This is a genomic window from Fuscovulum sp. (assembly GCA_035192965.1).
Lineage (GTDB): Bacteria > Pseudomonadota > Alphaproteobacteria > Rhodobacterales > Rhodobacteraceae > Paragemmobacter.
In genome coordinates this window covers 3759662-3779124 of record CP136571.1, presented here as the reverse complement: position 1 = coordinate 3779124, position 19463 = coordinate 3759662, and the positions used below count along the sequence as shown (strand labels likewise).

Genomic DNA, 19463 nt, shown 5'->3' with positions numbered 1-19463 from the left:
CATGGGTTCGGGGCGCATCGACACGCGCACCGTCGGGCTGGAGGCAGGCTGCGCGCTTGCCCGGTGGCTGACGGGCAAGGAGCATCTGCATTACGGGCTGTGGGGCGGGTTGGAGCCGGTGGCGGCCAATCTGGGCGCGGCGCAGGAGGCCTATAGCCAGCGGTTGCTGGCGCTGTTTCCGCCGGGAAAGCTGCGGATTCTGGATATCGGCGGTGGCGCGGGCGAGACGGCGAAGCGGCTGATCGCGCTGGGGCATCGGGTGGAGATCGTGGTGCCGTCGGCCTTTCTGGCGGCGCGGTGCCGGGTGAATGCGCCCGAGGCGGTGGTGCATGAGGCAATGTTCGAACAGGCGCAGGTGACGGGGCCGTTCGACCTGTGTCTGTTTTCCGAGAGTTTTCAGTATATCCGGCTGTATGACAGTCTGCCGAAGGCGAAGGCGCTGTTGGCGCCGGGCGGGGCGATCGTGATTGGCGACTGTTTCCGGCTGGTGGATGGCGAATGGGTGAAGAACCCGCATCGCACAGTGGGCGGTGGGCATGTGGTGGAGCGGTTCCTTGAGGCTGCCGAGCGTGAGGGCCTGGTGATCGAGGCGCAGGAGGATGTCACCGATCAGGTGGCACCGTCCATCGATGTGGAGCAGGCGTTTTTCAACGTGCTGGGCGTGGGCGTGGCCGGGATGGACCGCGAATTGCGGGCCAAGCGGCCATGGCTGCGCGGGCTGGCCGTGGGGGTGCTGGGCCGGGTCATGGGCGAACGGCGGCGGGCTACGCTGATGCGGCGGCTGACCGGCGACGAGCGGACGGGTGAGGCGTTCCGGCGCAGCAACCGCTATCTGCTGATGCGGTTGCGCCCTGCGGCGGTTTAGGGTTTACGGGGCTGAGTTTTCTGGGGCTGACCCATCGGGAGAATGACCATGCCGACCTATTCCGCCCTGACGACGCTGGAGGGCGAGGACGCCGCCGTGGCGCTGGCCAATGCCATCGAGCGGATGGAGCCGGAACCCACGGGCGTAGGCGTGTTCGAGATCGAGGATGATTCCGGGCTGTGGGAGGTGGGGGCCTATTTCCTGGAAGCGCCGGACATGGTGATGCTGGAGGTGATTGCGCTGGCCTTTGGGGCGAAGCCTTTTGCCATTTCGGAACTCCCCGAGATCGACTGGGTCGCCAAGGTGCGCCGGGAGTTGAGCCCGGTTGAGGCGGGGCGGTTCTTCGTGTTCGGCAGCCATGATGCCGACAAGGTGCCCGAAGGGCGGGTGGCGTTACAGATCGAGGCGACGGTGGCGTTTGGGACCGGGCATCACGGCACGACGCTGGGCTGCTTGCGGGCGTTTGATCGGCTGTATGAGGCCGGGTTCCGGCCCGCGACTGTGGCCGATATCGGCTGTGGCACGGCGGTGCTGGCGATGGCGGCGGCGGCGGTGTTGCCGGATGCGGTGGTGATTGCGTCCGACATCGACGCAGTGGCGGTGGATGTGGCGCTGGCCAATGTGGCGATCAACGGGCTGGATGGCCGGTTGGAATGCCTTGAGGCGACGGGGTTCGGACATGCGCGGCTGGAAGAGGCGGGGCCGTTCGAGCTGGTCTTCGCCAATATCCTGAAGGGGCCGCTGATCGAACTGGCCCCGGACATGGCCGTGCATGTGGCCAAGGACGGGCTGGCGATCCTGTCGGGGTTGCTGGTGGTGCAGGCCGAAGCGGTGACGGCGGCCTATGTCGCGGCGGGATTCGCGCTGGAGGCGCGCGAAGACATCGGCGAGTGGTCGACGCTGGTTTTGCGGCGCTCATAAACCAAAGTTGTATTAAAAGTTGCGGCAGAAAAGCGGCAAAGGGGCCGTTTCGCCGTAATTTTGCCATGATCTGAAGATACTGATTAAGACGGTGGGGGTCGAGATGCAGGTGCAAGCCATGTCTGACCCTAATTTGGAAGACTTCTATACCCGCGTGGGCCGCATCGAGCAGGCCCATGCGATGGGATACGGCTTTGAGGCGCCCGATACACTTGGGCGGTCCTTTTATCGGCGTTTGCCTGTGCGGCGGCGGCCGATCTTTCGCGTCGGTGTTTTCCTGTTCTGTGCCTGCTTCGGGATGAAGGGCGCGATCCATTACCATATGGGCGAGGCGTCATTCGACCGGCGCGTGGCTGAGATCGAAGCGCGGGGCGGTTTCGACGCGGTTCAGGGGTTCCTGATGCGGTCTGAACCGATCACGCGGCTGGTGTCGGACGGCATTGCGCTGGTGGTGGAGCGCAGCAAGATCTGAGGCTGAGGGAGTCCGGTTTGGACTTGGAGCAGGTCGCCCTGGCGGCACCTGCTTTTTGGCGTTTGCTGTGACGTCGTTTCGGCAGAAGGCGCATCACGCGAGGGCTGGAAAAAGCAAAGAGCCGTCGGTCCCCCACGGACGACGGCTCTGGCAGGTCGTTCGGTGGCTGAAGGATCAGCGACCGAGCATTTCGATATCGCCACGGCACAGACCGATATCATCAAGCTCACGATCGGAAAGCTTGGCGAGGGTGTTGCGCGTGACGCGGGCATCGTTCCAGTTCGAGAACGCAATGAAGGCATTGCTGATGAACTGAACGGTGCGGAAGATCGAAATGGCGCCGAACGGCGCCGGACGGGTCGTCTCGAAGGCGGCCATGGGAATTATCCTTTACAAACTGCTCATGGTAGAAGCATTCGCGCTTCTTGAGAGCCATATAATCGTGCTGCATGTGCAAAGCCAGTGCTGCGCTTGCAAAGCACCCTTGCAATGGCTGCATGACGAAAAGGGCCCGAAGGGCCCGTTATTGTTTGGGTTTTGAAATGCGGTCTGCGCTTCTGTCGGTTTCGACGGGGGCAGCGTCGCGTTCTGCATCTGCATAACAAAACCTTTACAAAGGCTGCAAGCAGAAAAGCCATTTGCCGGATGTTCCCGTTTCGTGCTAGTTCTGGGCTAAGCAAGAAGAAAAGGGGCGGGCATGCGTGTTCTGGGGATTGATCCCGGCCTTCGCAACCTGGGCTGGGGGGTGATCGACGTGGCGGGGTCACGCCTGACCCATGTCGCCAATGGCATCTGCCATTCCGCCCCCGGCGAGGGTGAGGGTGATCTGGCGCAGCGATTGCTGTCGCTGCATTCCCAGCTGACCGAGGTGCTGCGCCAGTGGCAGCCGGATACGGCGGCGGTGGAGCATACATTCGTGAACAAGGACGCGGTGGCGACGCTGAAGCTGGGGCAGGCGCGGGGGATCGCGCTGCTGGTGCCGGCGCAGTTCGGGCTGAGCGTCGGGGAATATGCGCCCAATGCGGTGAAGAAGACGGTGGTGGGCGTGGGCCATGCTGCCAAGGTGCAGGTGGACCATATGGTGAAGCTGCATCTGCCGGGGGTGAAGATTGCCGGGCCGGATGCGGCGGACGCGCTGGCGGTGGCGATCTGCCATGCCCATCACAGCCAGAGCGCCGGGCGGATGCAGGCGGCGCTGAAGAGGGCGGCGGGATGATCGGCAAGATTTCGGGACGGGTGGATTGGCGCGGCGGCGATCAAGTGCTGATCGATGTGCGGGGCGTGGGGTATATCGTGCATGTGAACGAGCGCACGATGGCCAGCCTGCCGGGGGTGGGCGAGGCGGTATCGCTGTATACCGACCTGCTGGTGCGGGAGGATCTTTTGCAGCTGTTCGGGTTCCCGACCATGCTGGAGAAAGAATGGCACAAGTTGCTGATGACGGTGCAGGGGGTGGGGGCGAAGGCCGCCATGGCCATCCTTGGTGCCTTGGGGGCCGAGGGCGTGGCGCGGGCGATTTCGCTGGGCGATGCGCGGGCGGTTCAGGCGGCACCTGGTGTGGGGCCAAAGCTGGCGCAGCGGGTGATCCTTGAGCTGAAATCGAAAGCGCCGGGGTTGATGGCGATGGGGGGGAACCTGTCGGTATCGGCGGTGGCGGATGATGCGGATGCGGTGATCGAGCCGATGACGCCCGCGCCGAAGCGGGTGGCAAAGGTGGACGGGGCGGCGCAGGCGCGAGCCACGGCCAGCGCGGATGCGCTGTCGGCGTTGTCGAACCTTGGCTATGGCCCCGGCGATGCGGCGCAGGCCGTGGCGACCGCGGCGGCGGAACTGCCGGAGGCCAATACCGGGGCGCTGATCCGGGCGGCGCTGAAGCTGCTCGCGCCGAAGTAGAGGTTCCTGGACGGGTCTTGCGCGGTCGGCCGGATGTCCCATCTTTGGGGAAACGGAGGGTCTGACGATGACCGGATATGCCAAGACATTTGTTCTGATGGCGGCGCTGACGGCGCTGTTCATGGGGATCGGGGCCATGCTGGGTGGCGCCAGCGGGGCGGTGCTTGCGTTGGTGGTGGCGGCGGGGATGAACCTGATCGGCTATTGGAATGCCGACAAGGCCGTGTTGCGCATGACCGGCGCGCGCGAGGTGACAGCGCAGACGGCGCCGGATTTCGTGGGGATGGTGCATCGGCTGGCCGATGGGGCGGGGATGCCGCGGCCACGAGTCTATGTGATCGAGACGGATCAGCCCAATGCCTTTGCCACCGGGCGGAACCCGGAAAATGCGGCGGTGGCGGCGACGACGGGATTGCTGCGGCGGTTGACGGCCGAGGAGGTGGCGGCGGTGATGGCGCATGAACTGGCGCATATCCAGAACCGCGACACGCTGATCATGACGGTGACGGCGACATTTGCCGGGGCGATCGGGATGCTGGCCAATTTCGCGTTGTTCTTCGGGTCGCGCGACCGGCCCGGCGGGATGATCGGGACCATCGCGCTGATGCTGCTGGCCCCGATGGCGGCGGGGTTGGTGCAGATGGCAATCTCTCGGTCGCGCGAATATGAGGCCGACAAGGTGGGGGCGGCGATCTGCGGCAATCCGCTGTGGCTGGCCTCGGCTTTGAAGAAGATCGACGCCTTTGCCAAGGGCATCGACAATGACGCGGCCGAGCGGAACCCGGCGGTGGCGCATATGTTCATCATCAATCCGCTGCATGCCCATGCGCATGACGCGCTGTTTTCCACCCATCCCGCGACTGCCAATCGCGTTGCGGCGCTGGAGGCGTTGGCGGGCGAGGGCAAGCGCTGGGGCAAGGTGGGGGTGGCGGCGCGGGGGCCTTGGGAATAGGTTTGGCGCTTCTTGCCAAATCGGCGGCGTTCTGTGAATGTTCCCGCCATGATGGACCCGGACCCGACCTTGCGCCCCGAGCGGCTGCCCGAAGATACCGACCGCGCCTTGCGCCCGCAGGCGCTTGAGGAATTCGTGGGGCAGGCGGAGGCGCGGGCCAATCTGCGCGTCTTTATCGAAAGCGCCCGGATGCGGGGGGAGGCGATGGACCATACGCTGTTCCATGGGCCGCCCGGATTGGGGAAAACCACGCTGGCGCAGATCATGGCGCGGGAATTGGGCGTGGGGTTTCGCATGACATCCGGCCCGGTTCTGGCCAAGCCCGGCGATCTGGCGGCGATCCTGACCAATCTGGAACCGCGCGATGTGCTGTTCATCGACGAGATTCACCGACTGTCGCCTGTGGTGGAGGAGGTGCTCTATCCTGCGATGGAGGATTTCGCGCTGGATCTGGTGATCGGCGAGGGGCCAGCGGCGCGGACGGTGCGGATTGAATTGCAGCCCTTTACGCTGGTGGGGGCGACGACGCGGCTGGGGCTTTTGACGACTCCGCTGCGCGATCGGTTCGGGATACCGACGCGGTTGCAGTTCTATACCGAGGATGAGCTGGATCTGATCGTGGCGCGGGGCGCGCGGCTGCTGGGCGTGCCGGCCGAGGCGCAGGGCACGCGCGAGATTGCGCGGCGCGCGCGGGGGACGCCCCGCGTGGCGGGGCGGCTGCTCAGGCGGGTGGTGGATTTCGTGCTGGTCGAGGGGGATGGCTGTCTGACCAAGGCGATTGCCGACCGGGCGCTGACGCGGCTGGGCGTGGATCATCTGGGCCTAGACGGGGCGGACCGGCGGTATCTGCTGCTGCTGGCCGAGAATTATGGCGGCGGGCCGGTGGGGGTGGAAACCATCGCCGCGGCCCTGTCGGAGGCGCGCGATGCCATCGAGGAAGTGATCGAGCCCTACCTGTTGCAACAGGGCCTGATCCAGCGCACGCCGCGCGGACGGATGCTGGCGACAAAGGCCTGGCGGCATCTGGGGTTGGAGGCGCCGCGGGCACCGGGGCAGAGCGATCTGTTCGAGGCTTGAGCGGGGCAAAAATTTTCAGGAAAATTTTTGCCCGCGGGGGCCGGAAAATTTCGGATCGAAATTTTTCGGCTGTGGAGCCCCAAAAGTTTTCAGGAAAACTTTTGGGGCCCGGGCGGAATGATGGGACGGGCGGCGAGGGAGTGTAGGATGACCCCGGATCAGGTTCAGGCGTTGTTCACCCGCGCGGACGGGACGTACCTGTTTGCGCGCTGGGGGCGGCCCATTGTGCCGGTGGTGTTCGGTGTCGAAGATGCGACGCTGGCGGTGGTGAAGGGTGCCGTGGAAGCCGTGGTGGCACTGGCGGGCCACAAGATGGCCGAGACGGACCCGGAACTGGGTGCAAACCTGATGATCTTCTTCTTTCGCGACTGGGCGGAATTGCCTGAGGTGCCAAACTTGGACCGGCTGGTGCCGGGGTTGGCGGCGCTGTGCGCGCGGCTGGAAGAGGCGGGGGCGAACCAGTATCGCATCTTCCGCTTTGATCTGGAGGGGGCGATCCGGGCGGTGTTCGTGTTCGTGCGGATGGACGCGCATCTTGAGGCAGTGTCGGCCGAAACGCTGGCGCTGAGCCAGGCGGTGCAGATGATCCTTCTGTGGTCGGACCGGGCCTTTGGCGATATGTCACCGCTGGCGGCCGGAGCTGGCGGGGCGGTGATGCTGCGGCCCGAGATCGCGGCGCTGATCCGGGCGGGATATGATCCGGTGCTGCCTGCCATTGCGATGGATGCAACGCACGGATTGCGGCTGGCCGCACGGATCGCGCGGGTGGTCTAGGGCCGGTTTCGAGCGGGAATCACCCGGCGATTGTGGGGCCGACCGGCGAGCGCGTAGCAGCGGCGGAACCTGCGCGACTGGGGGCGGGATTTTTTGCCGCAGGTGCGCGCTGGGGGCAGGCTGGGCGGTCACCCCGCCGGACAGGCGCGAAAATCGCATGGCGAAACGGGGGGTTAGTTGGCGATTTGTAAAATAGTTGACTAATTGCTTCTTCTTTCGTCAATGAATTTACAGAAAATGCTATGGACTTCAATGACTTGTTGGTAATTAACTAGAACTCAACTATTATCGCGGTTGCGTGATGCGATGGCCTCCGGGGGGGAGACCTGGCGCAACAGGGCGAAGACGGAGGAAAATCCATGGCAGATACCGTGCAGGCGCAGGGGGTCTATACGGCCTCGGACGCGTTCATCGCCAAGGCGCATGTCGATGCGGCGGGCTATGAGCGGATGTATGCAGACTCGGTCGCCGATCCGTCGGCGTTCTGGGCGGTGCAGGGCAAGCGGATCGACTGGATTCAGGACTATACCAAGGTCAAGGATACGACCTTTGAATACGGCAAAGTGTCGATCAAATGGTTCGAGGACGGCACTCTGAACGTGTCGGCCAATTGCATTGACCGCCATATGATGACGCGCGCCAATCAGACCGCGATCATCTGGGAACCCGATGATCCGAAGACGCCCGCGCAGCACATCACCTATGCGCAACTGCTGGAACAGACCTGCCGTATGGCGAACGTGCTCAAGGCGCAGGGGGTGAAGAAGGGCGACCGGGTCGTTCTGTATATGCCGATGATCCCGGAGGCGGCCTATGCGATGCTGGCCTGCGCGCGGATCGGGGCGATCCATTCGGTGGTGTTCGGGGGCTTTTCGCCAGATGCGCTGGCGAACCGGGTGAACGATTCCGAGGCGAAGATCGTGATCACGGCCGATTGGGCGCCGCGCGGGGGCAAGAAGACGCCGCTGAAGGCCAATGCCGATGCGGCGCTGCTGCATTGCGATGACCATGTGAAATGTCTGGTGGTGAAGCATACGGGCGACCAGACGAGCTGGGTCGATGGCCGCGATGTGGACCTGAAGGCCGAGATGGCCGCCGCCGCGCCCTATTGCGCCTATACGGAAGTGGGGGCGGAGGATCCGCTGTTCATCCTGTACACCTCGGGGTCGACCGGCAAGCCGAAGGGGGTGGTGCATACCTCGGGCGGGTATCTGGTCTATGCGGCGATGACGCATCAGCTGACCTTTGACTATCAGGAAGGCGATGTCTTCTGGTGCACGGCGGATGTGGGCTGGGTCACGGGGCACAGCTACATCGTCTATGGGCCGCTGGCCAATGGGGCCACCACGATCATGTTCGAGGGCGTGCCGACCTTCCCCGATGCGGGGCGGTTCTGGGAGGTCTGCGCCAAGCACAAGGTGACGCAGTTCTACACCGCGCCGACCGCGATCCGCAGCCTGATGGGGCTGGGGCCGGAATGGGTAGAGAAGCATGACCTGTCGAGCCTGCGGTTGCTGGGTTCGGTGGGCGAGCCCATCAACCCCGAGGCGTGGAACTGGTACAACACCCATGTCGGCAAGGGGAACTGCCCGATTGTCGATACCTTCTGGCAGACGGAAACCGGCGGGCATCTGATCACGCCGCTGCCGGGTGCCATTCCGCAAAAGCCGGGATCTGCAACGAAGCCGTTCTTTGGGGTGCAGCCCATCGTTCTGGACCCGGCCACCGCGAAGGTGATGCCGGAGACGGAAACCGACGGCGTGCTGTGCATCGCGGATAGCTGGCCGGGGCAGATGCGGACGCTGTGGGGCGACCATGCGCGGTTCGAGGAGGCCTATTTCAGCCAGTATCGCGGTTACTACTTCACCGGCGATGGCTGCCGCCGCGATGCGGATGGCTATTACTGGATCACGGGCCGCGTGGATGACGTGATCAACGTATCCGGGCACCGGATGGGGACGGCTGAGGTGGAATCCGCGCTGGTGGCCCACCCGAAAGTGGCCGAGGCGGCGGTGGTTGGCTATCCGCATGATATCAAGGGGCAGGGCATCTATGCCTATGTCACGCTGATGAAGGGCGAAGAGCCGTCGGACGCGCTGAAAAAGGAGCTTGAGGCCTGGGTGCGGACCGAGATCGGCCCGATCGCCAAGCCGGACCTGATCCAGTGGGCGCCGGGGCTGCCGAAAACGCGGTCGGGCAAGATCATGCGCCGCATCCTGCGCAAGATTGCCGAGAATGACTTTGCTACCCTTGGCGACACCTCGACGCTGGCCGATCCGTCGGTGGTGGAAGAGTTGATCGAAAACCGCGCGAACCGGGGGTGAGGGCGGTGTCCGAGGTGATGACCAAACCTGCTGTGCTGATCTTGCTGGGCCCTCCGGGGGCCGGCAAGGGCACACAGGCGCGGATGCTGGAAGAGGACTTTGGTCTGGTCCAGTTGTCCACGGGCGATCTGTTGCGCGCGGCGGTGGCGGCGGGCACGGAGGCTGGGCGTCAGGCGAAGGCGGTGATGGAAGCGGGGCAACTGGTTTCCGATGACATCGTGCTGGCGGTGCTGAAGGACCGCATGGCGGCGCCCGATGTGGCCAAGGGCATCATACTGGACGGGTTTCCGCGCACGGCGGGGCAGGCGGCGGCGCTGGATGGGTTGCTGGAAGCGGCAGGCCAGAAGGTGACGGCAGCGGTCAGCCTTGAGGTGGATGACGAGGCCATGGTCGGCCGGGTCGCGGGGCGGTTCACCTGCGCGGCCTGCGGCGAAGGCTATCATGACGAATTCAAGCGGCCTGCGGTGGCGGGTGCTTGTGACAAATGCGGCGGCACGGCGTTCAAGCGCCGGGCTGACGACAATGCCGAAACGGTGCGGGAACGGCTGCAAGCCTATCACGCCCAGACGGCACCGTTGATCGCCCATTACGAGGGGCAGGGCGTGCTGCAACGGGTCGATGCGATGGGTTCCATCGCGGCGATCCGTGCGGCGCTTTCGGCCATCGTGACACGGGTATCGGCGTAACGAGGGGAGGCCGCATCCCTGCAAAAGGGGGGTGCGGAGGTGGAGACAAGAAACCTACAGGGAGTAGCACTCATGGCGGACAAGACATCGTCCAACGCCTATTGGGCCGCGAACATCCGGGTCATCGTGATTTCGATGGTGATCTGGTTCGTGTGTTCCTTCGGGATGGGCATCATTCTTCGTCCTGCGCTTTCGGGGATCAGTGTCGGCGGTGCCGATCTTGGATTCTGGATGGCGCAGAACGGGGCAATTTACGTCTTTCTCGTGCTGATTTTTGCCTATGCGGCAAAGATGAACAAGCTCGACAAAGAACATGGCGTTGAGGAGTAAGCGGGAAAATGGATCAGTTTACCCTTAACCTTCTCGTCATCGGTGCGTCTTTCGCGCTGTATTTCGGGATCGCCTTCTGGGCACGCGCCGGTTCGACGGCGGAATTCTATGCAGCGGGCCAAGGCGTTGGCCCGGTGGTCAACGGCATGGCGACGGCGGCTGACTGGATGTCGGCGGCTTCGTTCATCTCGATGGCGGGTCTGATCGCCTTCGGGGGCTACGGCAACTCGGTCTTCCTGATGGGCTGGACCGGCGGCTATGTGCTTCTGGCACTGCTTCTGGCGCCTTACCTGCGCAAGTTCGGCAAGTTCACTGTGCCGGAATTCGTGGGTGATCGCTTCTATTCCACCTCGGCCCGCATGGTGGCCGTGGTCTGCCTTCTGGTGATCTCGATCACCTATGTTATCGGGCAGATGGTGGGCGTGGGCGTGACCTTTGCGCGCTTCCTGGAAGTGACCACGACGCAGGGCCTGCTGATCGGTTCGGCCGTTGTGTTCGCCTATGCAGTGTTCGGCGGCATGAAGGGCATCACCTATACGCAGGTGGCGCAGTATGTCGTGCTGATCATCGCCTATACGATCCCGGCGCTGTTCATCTCGCTGCAACTGACGGGCAACTTCCTGCCGCAGCTTGGCCTGATCGGTGGCTACGCGCCGACCGGTGGCGATGTTGCCTTCCTGACCAAGCTTGATCAGGTGGTGACGGATCTGGGCTTTGCGGCCTATACCGCCGACACGCCGAACATGTTCAACATGTTCCTTGTCACGCTGTCGCTGATGATCGGTACGGCAGGTCTGCCGCACGTCATCATCCGCTTCTTCACCGTGCCGAAAGTGTCGGATGCGCGTCTGTCTGCGGGTTGGGCACTGGTGTTCATCGCGCTGCTTTACACCGTGGCTCCGGCTGTGGGTTCGATGGCGCGTCTGAACATCACCACGACCTTCTGGCCGGGTGCGATTGCAGGCGACACGTTCAGTGCTCCGGCGCTTTCAATTGCTGAAATCGACAGCAACCCGGAACTGGCCTGGATTCGTAACTGGGAAAAGACCGGTCTGCTGGCGTTCTCGGACAAGAACGGCGACGGGCTGATCCAGTACTTCAACGAAAAGCCGGCACTCGCGGCGGCCAACAAGGCAATGGCCGATGCGAGCAAGGCGTTGGCTGACGCTCCGGCAGATGCCGACAAGGCTGCACTGGAAGCCAAGGTCGCTGAAGCCAAGACGGCACTCGACGCTGCGCTTGCCGATCCGGCCAACGGCCTAAACGGGCAGACGCTGGCCGCACAGGGCCTCGTCGGCAACGAACTGACCACGGTGAACAACGACATCATGGTTCTGGCCAATCCGGAAATTGCAAAGCTTCCGGGCTGGGTGATCGCGCTTGTTGCTGCCGGTGGTCTTGCCGCCGCGCTGTCGACGGCAGCAGGTCTGCTGCTGGCGATTTCGTCGGCAATCAGCCACGACCTGATCAAGGGTGCCTTGAACCCGAAGATCAGCGAAAAGGGCGAGCTTCTGGCCGCGCGGATTTCGATGGCCTTTGCCATCGTGCTGGCGACCTGGCTTGGTCTGGACCCGCCCGGCTTTGCCGCGCAGGTGGTGGCTCTGGCCTTCGGTCTGGCGGCTGCGACGATCTTCCCGGTGCTGATGATGGGGATCTTCTCCACCAAAGTGACCAAGGAAGGTGCAATCCTCGGCATGCTGGTCGGTCTGATTTCGACCGCGGTCTACATCTTCCTCTACCTGGGCTGGTTCTTCATCCCCGGCACGAACATGTTCCCGAACACGCCGGACGCTCATTGGCTGGGCATCTCGCCCGCGGCCTTTGGTCCGATCGGCGCCCTGCTGAACTTTGTGGTGGCTTATGTCGTGTCTTCGATGACCAAAGCCCCGCCGCAGGACGTGCAGGACCTGATCCAGTCGATCCGCGTGCCGAAAGGTGCCGGTGCGGCGCAGGCCCACTAAGCAAGATCGAAAGCCCCGGCGCGTGCCGCCGGGGCTTTCCCCTTTTTGATCAGGGATTGGCCGGGGATTTGCGATGGATGAGGGGCTGACGACCATCATCGCCTTTCTGGAGACGGTGCATCCTTATGATGGCCTGCCGCAGGACGAACTGGCGCGTGTCGCCGGTTCCTTCAGCCGCAGGGAATATGCCGCGGGCGAAGAGGTCTATCATGCGGGCGAGCCGCTGCGGGGCCTGTTTCTGGTAAAGCGCGGCGCGGTAGAGGTGCTGGAGCCGTCGGGCGGGATCGTGTCGCTGCTGGGACCGCGCAACAGTTTCGGTGAGCGCGGGTTGATGCGCAGCGGGCTGGCGGTGACGACGGCGCGGGCGACGCAGGACAGCGTGCTGCTGATGCTGCCGGTGGCGGAGTTCCGGCGGATGATCGCGGAGTTCCCATCCTTTGAGCGGTTCTTTCAGCGTGGGCGCGGGGCGGAGCATCGCGAGGCCGATCTGACGGCGCAGAAGGTGGCCAGCCTGATGGCGCATGAGCCGTTCACGGTGCCGGCCACGCTTTCGATCCGGGCGGCGGCAGAGGTGATGCGGGATAACCGTGTCTCCAGCCTTGGGGTGACCGAGGAGGGGCGCTTTGCCGGGCTGGTCACGGTGCGGGATTTCACCAACAAGGTGCTGGCCGAGGGGATGTCACCCGAGACGGCGGTGGGTGCGGTGATGACGCGCGATCCGGTGACGCTGCCGCCTTCGGCGCTGGGGTCGGATGTGCTGCATATCATGCTGGAGCGGCGCATCGGACATCTGCCGGTGGTCGAGAATGGCGCGCTGGTGGGGATGGTGACGCAGACCGATCTGACGCGGTTTCAGGCGGTGTCATCGGCGCAGTTCGTGCGCGATGCGGCGATGGCCACGGATGTGGCGCAGCTGGCGGCGGTGACGGCGCGGATCCCGCGGCTGCTGGCGCAGTTGGTGGGGGCGCATAACGCGCATGAGGTGGTGACGCGGCTGATCACCGATATTGCCGATACGGTGACGCGGCGGTTGTTGTGGCTGGGCGAGCAAAGCCTTGGCCCGGCACCGGTGCCCTATCTGTGGCTGGCTTGCGGATCGCAGGGGCGGCAAGAGCAGACCGGGGTGTCGGATCAGGACAATTGCATGATTCTGTCGGATGAGGTGACAGAGGCGGACATACCCTGGTTCACCGCTTTGGCGAAGTTCGTGTCTGACGGGCTGGATGCCTGTGGGTATGTCTATTGCCCCGGTGACATGATGGCGACCAATCCGCGCTGGTGCCAGCCGGTGCGGGTGTGGCGGGAATATTTCGCGGGATGGGTGGCGCGGCCCGATCCGACGGCGCAGATGCTGGCATCGGTGATGTTCGATCTGCGGCCCATCGGGGGGGAGCCCGCGCTCTACCGTGCCTTGCAGGATGAGACATTGGCGCTGGCGGCGAAGAACTCGATCTTCGTGGCGCATATGATCCAGAATTCGCTGAAACATGCGCCGCCTTTGGGGCTGTTGCGGGGGTTTGCGACCATCCGGTCGGGCGAGCACAAGAACCATATCGACATGAAGCATCAGGGCGTGGTGCCGGTGGCCGATCTGGCGCGGGTCTATGCGCTGATCGGGCGGCTGGCCCCGGCCAATACGCGCGCGCGGCTGGAAGCGGCCGAGGCGGCGGGGGTGATTTCGGCATCGGGTGCGCGGGATCTGATCGAGGCGTATGACCTGATCGCGCGGACGAGGCTGGAGCATCAGGCGCGGCAGGTGCGCGGGGGAGAGAAGCCGGACAATTTCCTGTCGCTTTCGGAAATGTCGGATTTCGAACGGTCTCATTTGCGCGACGCCTTTGTCGTTGTACGGACAATGCAATCTGCCGTGGGACAATCCCGCGGCGCCAGAAGTTGAGGTAGGCAGGTTATGGGTCTTGAACTGATCGCAGCGATTGTCGCAGCCATTGCCTGTGCGGGGATCGCGATGATCCTGCGCAGGCTGTCGCGCAACCGGCTGCCGGCCTGGATCATGCCTGCGGCGGCGGCGCTGGGGCTGATCAGCTATACGGCCTGGAGCGAGTATAGCTGGTATGGGCGTCTGTCGGCGGGCCTGCCCGAGGGTGTGGCGGTGGTCTGGGCGGATGATCGGCCGCAGGCGCTGCGGCCCTGGACGATGGCGGTGCCCCTGGTGACGCGGTTCGTGGCGCTGGATACGCGGCAGATGCTGGCGCATCCGGGCAATGCGGACCTGATCCTTGCCAATGCCTATGGCTTTGCCCGCTGGCGCGGGGTGGAGCAGTGGACGGTGGCGGTGGATTGCGCGGGCCAACGGTCAGTGCGGATGACGACCGAAATGAAGATCACGGATGCTGGCGTGCTGGAAGGGGGCGAATGGGTGCCCTTGCTGCCGGAAGACCAGACGGGGATGGTGGCGTGCCGGAGGGCAGGTGGATGACAGACAGGAAGAGAGAACCGCTTGTCCTGATCGTGGAAGATGAGGACAACATCGCCATCGCGCTGGAATATGTGGTGAAGCGCGAAGGCTATGGCCACGCGCGGGTGGCTGACGGGGCGGAGGCGCTGCCTTTCATCCGCAGTCGTCACCCGGAGGTGGTGTTGCTGGATATCATGCTGCCGTCTGTATCGGGCTATGAGATCTGTCAGGAGATCCGGCTGGATCCGTCGCTGCATGACGTGAAGGTGGTGATGATGACGGCGCGCGGGTCGGCGTTGGAAAAGCGCAAGGCGATGGCGCTGGGGGCGGATGGTTTTGTGACCAAACCGTTCGATTTGGGCACGTTGCGGGGCGAGATACGGCGGATCGTGGATGGGGGGGCGCCGATGTGATCGCCCGGGCGAGCCTGCGGCTGCGCATTCTGCTGTTTTTTGCGCTGCTGGCTGTGGGGTCTCTTTTGGCGATCGGGGCGGGGGTCTGGCTGGCGCTGACGCGGTTCCCGGAACTGGCGGAACAGTCGAACGGGTTGGTGCAGATTGCCACGGTGGCGGGGTTCGGCAGTCTGGGCCTGATCGCCTGGGTCTGGTTCCTTTTTGACAAGAACGTGGCGCGGCCCATCGACCTGTTGGCAGGGGCGCTGCGGGCGCGGGCGCATTCGGATGTGGACCGCCCGCTGGAGATGGAGGTGGCGCGCTATCTGGGTGATCTGGCCCCGGCTGCGGGGGCGGCATCGGACCGGCTGGCCGAGACGCGCAGCGCGCTGGCCGAGGCGATCGGGCGCGAGACGGCGCGGCTGACGGCGGAAAAGGCGCGGCTGGAGCGGCTGCTGTCGGATGTGCCGGTGGGGGTGATGATCTGCGCGGGCGATCATCAGCTTGTCTTCTATAACAGTCAGGCGGCCGAGTTCTTGGGGGCAGGCGGGGGGGCAGGCGGGTTGGACCTTGCCCATCAGCCAGGGCTGGCGCGCAGCGTGTTCGGCTATCTGCGCGAGGGGCCGTTGCAGGATGCCTATCAGCGGCTGGTGGAGACGGGCGCGGCGGATGCGGCATCAGACCTGATCTGCACGCCGGTGCAGGGGCGGGCGCTGCTGGCAGGGCGGATGCGTCTGTTGGCAGGCGAGGGCGATGCGCCGGGCTATGTGCTGACCCTGCGCGATGTGACGCAGGATTTCGCCGTGTCGGCGCGGCGTGAGGCGTTCATCGCCGAGGCGTTGGAGCGGATCAGCCGGTCGGTGGCGGGGATCGCCACGATCCGCGAAGCGGCGAGCGAGGGGGGCGATGCAGCGCTGGTGGCGGCGCTGGATGCGGAAGTGGTGGCCCTCGTGGCCATGGTGCAGGAGATTGCGCGCGCCAATCAGGAGCGGCGGCCTGAAACGCTGCCCTATACGATGCTGCGGGGCGAGGATGTGCTGGACAGCATCAAGGCGCGGGTCGAGGGCGCAGGGCTGACGGTCGAGATTGCGCCATCGGCGCTGATGATCGGCTGCAATGCCTATGAGTTGGTGGGGTTCACCGGGGTGTTGTGCCACGAGATTGCGCGGATGGCGGGGGTGACGCGGCTGACGCTGCGGCTGGATGAGGAATTTGGCGGGGCATCGCTGCGCATCGTCTGGAAAGGCGCACCGCTGACCATGGCCGCGCTGGAGCGGGTTCTGGACCTGCCGCTGGACGCAAGTTTGCCCGAGGCGACGGGGCGCAGCTTTTTGGCGGAACATGCCACGGATATCTGGCCCGAAGTGATGGAAGGCGGGCTAGAGGCGCTGTGCCTGCCGATCCTGCAGGCGCGGCGGTCGGTGAAGCGGCCCGAGCCGGTGGCGCGGCGGGTGACCTATGATTTCGATCTGCTGGGGCAGGAACGGCGCGGGGCTGTGCTGAACAGCCGGTTGGATCAACTGACCTATGTGGTGTTCGACACGGAAACCACCGGGCTGATGCCGCAGCAGGGCGATGAGGTGGTGCAGATCGCCGCTGTGCGGATCGTGAACGGGCGGCGGGTGGAGGGCGAGGTGTTCAACACGCTGGTTCATCCGGGGCGAACGATCCCGGCGGCATCAACTGCCGTGCATGGCATATCCGATGCCATGGTGGCCGACGCGCCGAAGGTGACCGAGGCCTTGGCACGGTTCCACCGTTTTGCCGAAGGGGCAGTGCTGGTGGCGCATAATGCGCCTTTCGACATGGCATTTTTACGCCGGGCCGAGCCTGCCATCGGCAAGCGGTTCGACATGCCCATTCTGGATACGGTTCTGCTGTCAGCGGTGGTGTTCAGCCAGCATGAGGAACATTCACTTGATGCGCTGACGCATCGGCTGGGCATCACCATATCCGAGGAGGCGCGCCACACCGCGCTGGGCGATGCGGTGGCGACGGCGGATGCATTCCTCAAGATGCTGACCATGCTGCGCGGGCGCAAGATCGGCACCTTTGACGAGGTGCTGACCGAGGTGCGCAAACATGGCCGTCTGCTGCAGGATCTGAACGCCTGAGCGCGGTCAGGCTTTTGCGGGGCCCACGGGAACGACGATCCGCCCGCGCACCTGCCCTTGCAGAAAGCGGGGGGCGGTGTCGATCACATCGGCGAGGGCGATCTCGGTGGTCATGCTTTCCAGAAGCGTCAGGTCAAGCTCTTGCGCCAGATGCGCCCAGGCCTTGATGCGGTCGGGTTTGGGGCACATCACGCTGTCGATGCCCGCAAGGGTGACGCCGCGCAGGATGAAGGGGGCCACGGTGGTGGGCAAGTCCATCCCGGCGGCAAGGCCGCAGGCGGCGACCACGCCGCGATAGCGCATGGCGGCAAGGACATTGGCCAGAACCACGCCGCCTGCCACATCCACAGCACCCGCCCAGCGTTCGCGGGCAAGGGGTTTGCCGGGGGCGGACAATTCGGCCCGATCGACGATGCTGGCGGCACCGAGGGAGCGCAGATAGTCGGCCTCGGCCGCGCGGCCGGTGACGGCGGCGACAGTGTAGCCGCGCTTGGCCAGCAGGGCGGTGGCGATGCTGCCCACGCCGCCGGCGGCGCCGGTGACGACAATCTCACCCGATGCGGGCGTGATGCCGTGACGGTCCAGCGCCATGACGCAAAGCATGGCGGTATAGCCTGCGGTGCCGATGGCCATGGCGGCGCGGGGGGAAATGCCCGCAGGCAGGGGGATCAGCCAGTCGCCGCTCAGCCGGGCCTGACCGGCCAGCCCGCCCCAGTGTTTTTCACCCACGCCCCAGCCGTTCAGCACGACTTTGTCGCCTGTCCGGAAATCGGGGTGATCGCTGGCAGATACCGTTCCCGCAAGGTCGATCCCCGGCACCATGGGAAAGCTGCGCACCACGGGCGAGGCGCCGGTGATGGCCAGCGCATCCTTGTAGTTCAGCGTGGACCATTCAACGGCCACGGTCACATCGCCGGGCGGCAATTGGTCGGGCGACAGGGTGGCGATGCGGGCGGTCTGGCCGGCGTCGGTTTTGTCGATCAGGAGGGCGTCGAACATCGGGAAAGCCTTTGTCTTGGGATCGCCAAAGAAGAAACCGAAAGCGCGGGGCGCGCAAGGGCAGGGGCGCTTTCTGTTCGATGCGGCTTCATCTTGGCCCAAATACCCTCGGGTGGGTCCGGGAGGGCAGACAGCCCTCCCGGGGGTGATGCAGCAGACCGCGCTTTCCGGTTTGGCGATGCGGCGGGGGCAGCGCGGCCTGACCGAAGCGGATCAGGTCAGGGTGACGAGGTGGTTGTCCCAGGCAAGGGGATGGCTGTGCAGGGCGGTGGTCTGGATGGTGTCGCCCTTGACCGTCAGGCGCAGGAGCGCGCCCATCCCGTCGCTGGCCAGAAAGCCGCCGCCGGGCAGGGCGGCAATGCCGCAGACATCCTGGCGCGTTTGGCTGGCGAGGAAGCGGCCATCGGCGGCGAAAACCTGCACCAACCCGCCGCGCGGTGAGGTGATGGCGATGTGGCCGCTCTCCGCCACGGCGATGGATCCGGCATAGCCCTGCATCCGCAGGGATTCGGGTTCCGGTACGGCGCAAAGGGTGGGGGTTGCGCCGGGGGTCCAGAGGCCGAGGAGGGGGACAGCCTCTGTCGTGTCGCCTTCCCATTGCATGGCGAAGGCGATGCTGCCCGTTTGCGTCAGGGCAAGGTGGCGGATGGAGTTGCAGTTCAGCGTGGGGTCCAGTTCGGCCACGTCCAGCGGTTTGCCATGGGTGTCGAGCAGGGTCAGGTTCGGGCGCATGTCGGGGATGTTCAGCTTGGTCCGGTCGCGCGGATCGGTGACGATGCCGCCATTGGCGATGACGAGGCGGCCGTCGGGAAGACGTTTCATGTCATGCGGGCCAATCCCGCCCGAAGTCCATTCTCCGATGCGGGTGAAGCGGTTCGTGTCCCAAAGGCCGATGCGCCCCTGCGAGGTTTCGGCGATGACTTCTGACGTATAAAGGATCGTGCCATCGGCGGAAAATGTGCCGTGGCCGTTGAATTGGCGGCCATCGGGCGGGGTGAGGCGGTGCAGCAGGCGGCCATCGCGGCAGTCGATCACCAGAGCAAACACGCCGGGGCGGCGGGCGAAGGCCACGGCGAGGGGGCGGTGGGGATGGGCGGTGGCGGCATGGCCGCGCGCAGGCAGCGGAAGCGAGAACAGGCTTTCCCCTTTGGCGGTGAGGCCGTGGAGGAAGTAGCCATCTCCTTGTTTTGCGGCGGCGAGGAAGCGGGGATTGCCCACATCGGCCCAGCTTGGCGCGGGCAGGCAAAGTGCGGCGAGGCCTGCGAGGACGGAACGGCGGGAGGTCAT

At 64.9% G+C, this 19463-nt stretch carries 19 protein-coding genes; 16 read left to right on the top strand and 3 right to left on the bottom strand.

Annotation, left to right across the window (positions count from 1 at the left end; all coding sequences use genetic code 11):
• The first annotated feature begins 1 nt into the window (after position 1).
• The 3 genes from RSE12_18565 (at position 2) to RSE12_18555 (ending at position 2258) form a co-directional block, all read left to right on the top strand.
• Complete coding sequence (locus RSE12_18565) at positions 2-865, top strand: SAM-dependent methyltransferase (protein ID WRH62346.1); 864 nt, start codon at positions 2-4, stop codon at positions 863-865.
• A 48-nt stretch (positions 866-913) separates the two neighbouring features.
• Positions 914-1786, top strand: a complete 873-nt coding sequence (locus RSE12_18560) for a 50S ribosomal protein L11 methyltransferase (protein WRH62345.1) — start codon at positions 914-916, stop codon at positions 1784-1786.
• 118 nt (positions 1787-1904) lie between these two features.
• Positions 1905-2258 carry a hypothetical protein gene (locus tag RSE12_18555; GenBank protein WRH62344.1) on the top strand — a complete coding sequence of 118 codons (354 nt, stop codon included), beginning with the start codon at positions 1905-1907 and terminating at the stop codon, positions 2256-2258.
• Positions 2259-2432: 174 nt separating this feature from the next.
• Here RSE12_18555 and RSE12_18550 read toward each other — a convergent pair whose 3' ends face one another.
• The gene (locus tag RSE12_18550; GenBank protein WRH62343.1) at positions 2433-2636 is read right to left on the bottom strand and encodes a DUF1127 domain-containing protein; all 204 of its coding nucleotides are present in this window, start codon (positions 2634-2636) and stop codon (positions 2433-2435) included.
• 319 nt (positions 2637-2955) lie between these two features.
• On the opposite strand from RSE12_18550, the gene ruvC reads away from it, so the two are divergent.
• The 13 genes from ruvC to RSE12_18485 all read left to right on the top strand — a co-directional run bounded on the left by ruvC (position 2956) and on the right by RSE12_18485 (position 17177).
• Entirely contained in the window at positions 2956-3474 is a 519-nt protein-coding gene (ruvC, locus tag RSE12_18545) for a crossover junction endodeoxyribonuclease RuvC (GenBank protein ID WRH62342.1), read from the top strand.
• A complete protein-coding gene (gene ruvA / locus RSE12_18540) occupies positions 3471-4151 on the top strand; it encodes a Holliday junction branch migration protein RuvA (protein ID WRH62341.1) in 681 nt (226 codons plus the stop codon). Before ruvC ends, ruvA begins: the two co-directional genes overlap by 4 nt.
• A 67-nt stretch (positions 4152-4218) precedes the next feature.
• Positions 4219-5103 carry a zinc metalloprotease HtpX gene (htpX, locus tag RSE12_18535; GenBank protein ID WRH62340.1) on the top strand — a complete coding sequence of 295 codons (885 nt, stop codon included), beginning with the start codon at positions 4219-4221 and terminating at the stop codon, positions 5101-5103.
• Between the two features lie 48 nt (positions 5104-5151).
• Complete coding sequence (gene ruvB, locus RSE12_18530; GenBank protein WRH62339.1) at positions 5152-6180, top strand: Holliday junction branch migration DNA helicase RuvB; 1029 nt, start codon at positions 5152-5154, stop codon at positions 6178-6180.
• A 147-nt stretch (positions 6181-6327) separates the two neighbouring features.
• Complete coding sequence (locus RSE12_18525) at positions 6328-6954, top strand: hypothetical protein (protein ID WRH62338.1); 627 nt, start codon at positions 6328-6330, stop codon at positions 6952-6954.
• 359 nt (positions 6955-7313) lie between these two features.
• Positions 7314-9278: an acetate--CoA ligase gene (gene acs / locus RSE12_18520; GenBank protein WRH62337.1), complete on the top strand. Its 1965-nt coding sequence runs from the start codon at positions 7314-7316 to the stop codon at positions 9276-9278.
• A 17-nt stretch (positions 9279-9295) separates the two neighbouring features.
• A complete protein-coding gene (locus tag RSE12_18515; protein ID WRH62336.1) occupies positions 9296-9964 on the top strand; it encodes an adenylate kinase in 669 nt (222 codons plus the stop codon).
• A 72-nt stretch (positions 9965-10036) separates the two neighbouring features.
• Entirely contained in the window at positions 10037-10294 is a 258-nt protein-coding gene (locus tag RSE12_18510) for a DUF4212 domain-containing protein (GenBank protein WRH62335.1), read from the top strand.
• Positions 10295-10302: 8 nt separating this feature from the next.
• Positions 10303-12255: a sodium:solute symporter family protein gene (locus tag RSE12_18505; GenBank protein WRH62334.1), complete on the top strand. Its 1953-nt coding sequence runs from the start codon at positions 10303-10305 to the stop codon at positions 12253-12255.
• Between the two features lie 73 nt (positions 12256-12328).
• Positions 12329-14152 carry a DUF294 nucleotidyltransferase-like domain-containing protein gene (locus RSE12_18500; GenBank protein WRH62333.1) on the top strand — a complete coding sequence of 608 codons (1824 nt, stop codon included), beginning with the start codon at positions 12329-12331 and terminating at the stop codon, positions 14150-14152.
• Positions 14153-14164: 12 nt separating this feature from the next.
• Positions 14165-14692, top strand: coding sequence for a hypothetical protein (locus RSE12_18495; GenBank protein ID WRH62332.1), 528 nt, complete (start codon positions 14165-14167; stop codon positions 14690-14692).
• Positions 14689-15084 carry a response regulator gene (locus RSE12_18490; protein ID WRH62331.1) on the top strand — a complete coding sequence of 132 codons (396 nt, stop codon included), beginning with the start codon at positions 14689-14691 and terminating at the stop codon, positions 15082-15084. The genes RSE12_18495 and RSE12_18490 overlap by 4 nt, the downstream gene beginning before the upstream one ends.
• A complete protein-coding gene (locus RSE12_18485) occupies positions 15081-17177 on the top strand; it encodes a 3'-5' exonuclease (GenBank protein ID WRH62330.1) in 2097 nt (698 codons plus the stop codon). The genes RSE12_18490 and RSE12_18485 overlap by 4 nt, the downstream gene beginning before the upstream one ends.
• Before the next feature lie 6 nt (positions 17178-17183).
• On the opposite strand, the gene RSE12_18480 is transcribed toward RSE12_18485, so the two are convergent.
• The gene (locus RSE12_18480) at positions 17184-18176 is read right to left on the bottom strand and encodes an MDR family oxidoreductase (GenBank protein WRH62329.1); all 993 of its coding nucleotides are present in this window, start codon (positions 18174-18176) and stop codon (positions 17184-17186) included.
• 213 nt (positions 18177-18389) lie between these two features.
• Positions 18390-19463 carry a DUF1513 domain-containing protein gene (locus RSE12_18475; protein WRH62328.1) on the bottom strand — a complete coding sequence of 358 codons (1074 nt, stop codon included), beginning with the start codon at positions 19461-19463 and terminating at the stop codon, positions 18390-18392.

Coding starts and splice junctions, on each gene's coding strand:
- RSE12_18565 (WRH62346.1), top strand. CDS start 2: ATGGGTTCGGGGCGCATCGACACGCGCACCGTCGGGCTGGAGGCAGGC.
- RSE12_18560 (WRH62345.1), top strand. CDS start 914: ATGCCGACCTATTCCGCCCTGACGACGCTGGAGGGCGAGGACGCCGCC.
- RSE12_18555 (WRH62344.1), top strand. CDS start 1,905: ATGTCTGACCCTAATTTGGAAGACTTCTATACCCGCGTGGGCCGCATC.
- RSE12_18550 (WRH62343.1), bottom strand. CDS start 2,636: ATGGCCGCCTTCGAGACGACCCGTCCGGCGCCGTTCGGCGCCATTTCG.
- ruvC (WRH62342.1), top strand. CDS start 2,956: ATGCGTGTTCTGGGGATTGATCCCGGCCTTCGCAACCTGGGCTGGGGG.
- ruvA (WRH62341.1), top strand. CDS start 3,471: ATGATCGGCAAGATTTCGGGACGGGTGGATTGGCGCGGCGGCGATCAA.
- htpX (WRH62340.1), top strand. CDS start 4,219: ATGACCGGATATGCCAAGACATTTGTTCTGATGGCGGCGCTGACGGCG.
- ruvB (WRH62339.1), top strand. CDS start 5,152: ATGATGGACCCGGACCCGACCTTGCGCCCCGAGCGGCTGCCCGAAGAT.
- RSE12_18525 (WRH62338.1), top strand. CDS start 6,328: ATGACCCCGGATCAGGTTCAGGCGTTGTTCACCCGCGCGGACGGGACG.
- acs (WRH62337.1), top strand. CDS start 7,314: ATGGCAGATACCGTGCAGGCGCAGGGGGTCTATACGGCCTCGGACGCG.
- RSE12_18515 (WRH62336.1), top strand. CDS start 9,296: ATGACCAAACCTGCTGTGCTGATCTTGCTGGGCCCTCCGGGGGCCGGC.
- RSE12_18510 (WRH62335.1), top strand. CDS start 10,037: ATGGCGGACAAGACATCGTCCAACGCCTATTGGGCCGCGAACATCCGG.
- RSE12_18505 (WRH62334.1), top strand. CDS start 10,303: ATGGATCAGTTTACCCTTAACCTTCTCGTCATCGGTGCGTCTTTCGCG.
- RSE12_18500 (WRH62333.1), top strand. CDS start 12,329: ATGGATGAGGGGCTGACGACCATCATCGCCTTTCTGGAGACGGTGCAT.
- RSE12_18495 (WRH62332.1), top strand. CDS start 14,165: ATGGGTCTTGAACTGATCGCAGCGATTGTCGCAGCCATTGCCTGTGCG.
- RSE12_18490 (WRH62331.1), top strand. CDS start 14,689: ATGACAGACAGGAAGAGAGAACCGCTTGTCCTGATCGTGGAAGATGAG.
- RSE12_18480 (WRH62329.1), bottom strand. CDS start 18,176: ATGTTCGACGCCCTCCTGATCGACAAAACCGACGCCGGCCAGACCGCC.
- RSE12_18475 (WRH62328.1), bottom strand. CDS start 19,463: ATGACCTCCCGCCGTTCCGTCCTCGCAGGCCTCGCCGCACTTTGCCTG.